This window comes from Candidatus Burkholderia verschuerenii, assembly GCF_001189365.1.
In the GTDB taxonomy this organism is placed as follows: domain Bacteria; phylum Pseudomonadota; class Gammaproteobacteria; order Burkholderiales; family Burkholderiaceae; genus Caballeronia; species Caballeronia verschuerenii.
The window spans coordinates 1-1,415 of sequence record NZ_LFJJ01000372.1 but is presented as its reverse complement, the minus strand read 5'-3'; the positions used below and the strand labels follow the sequence as shown (position 1 = coordinate 1,415).

The window sequence follows — 1,415 nt, the reverse complement described above, 5'->3', positions numbered from 1 at the left end:
TCTTGGCATGCCTCGCCTCACATAACCTCAACTTCCCGAACCGCCCGGTGCGGACCCGCACGCCGGGTGGTGTGGCAGGGTGGTGTGGCAAGGGACCGGCCAGCTTGCTGGCCGCCCCTATGCCGATGTGCGTTTTTCACCATCAACGAGAAGACAAGATGAGAAAAAGCAGCATCGCAGGGACGATTGCATTGGCCCTGAGCGCGCCCGCCGTTCATGCACAGAGTTCGGTCACGCTGTACGGCATCATCGATACGGGCATCGACTACATTCACAACAGCGGCGGCGCGTCGTCGCAATGGCGCATGCAGACGAGCAATCTGAACGGCGCGCAATGGGGCCTGAAAGGCTCGGAAGATCTCGGCGGCGGATTGAGCGCGATCTTCCAGATCGAAAACGGTTTCGATAGCAGCAACGGGCAACTCGGCTTCGGTGGCCGCGAGTTCAGGCGGCAGGCGTATGTCGGCGTGACGAGCACGACGCTCGGCACGCTCACGCTCGGACGCCAGTACGATCCGCTGACCGATCTGCTGCAACCGCTGACGGCGGATTCGTTCAGCGGCTGGTTCGCGACGCCCGGCGATATCGACAATTACGACGACAGCGCGAGCTTTTCCAACGCGGTGAAGTGGGTCAGCCCGACGTGGGGCGCGGCGTGACGGTGGAAGGCCTGTACGCGCTCGGCGGCGTGGCCGGCGCGACCGGATCGGGTCAGAGCTGGAGCGCGGCCGCGAGCTATGCGGCGTCGAACTTCAACGTGGCGGGCGGCTATCTGCATATCGACAACGGCAACGCGGCGGTGGTGGCGCGTGGCACATCGACCGCGGACACGCTGTTCAACTCGCCGGTGAACGCGGCGTATGCGTCGGCGCGCAGTATCAATATCGCGCGCGTGGGCGGCAACGTGATCTTCGGGCCGGTGACGGTGGGCGCGGCGTACAGCTATTCGCGCTATGAAGCGGATGCTTCGTCGGCATTCGCGGACGCGGAGAAGTATCACAATGCATCGGTGTACGGCAGCTATATGATCGCGCCGGATTATCAGGTGATCGGCAGCTACAACTACACGCGCGCACTCGGCGATTCGTCGGCAAAGTATCACCAGTTCAATGTCGGCGTGGACTATCTTTTGAGCAAGCGCACGGACGTGTACGCGCTGGCGGGCTATCAGCACGCGTTGGGGCAGAATGGTCAGGGCGCGGCTGAAGCGTCCATCGGCTCGTTCGGTTTCGCCGCAGGAAAGAGCACGCAGGAGATGGCGGCAATCGGCATTCGCCACAAGTTCTGGGTGCGCCGGTAGACCGGCAAGGAAGTAGGTGGTGAAAGTCCACTGCGATGAAGGAGTAGCGAACCACATCGGCCCCGAGCCGTGCGCAGGTCACCGCGAGGTGATCGGCGAAGCGTCGGCAGGGGAG

Annotated in this window: 1 pseudogene; it reads left to right on the top strand. The window is 63.3% G+C overall.

Going from position 1 to position 1,415, the window contains the following annotated elements:
- Window positions 1–158: 158 nt before the first annotated feature.
- A pseudogene (locus BVER_RS28990) lies at window positions 159–1,300 on the top strand (porin).
- Window positions 1,301–1,415 lie beyond the last annotated feature (115 nt).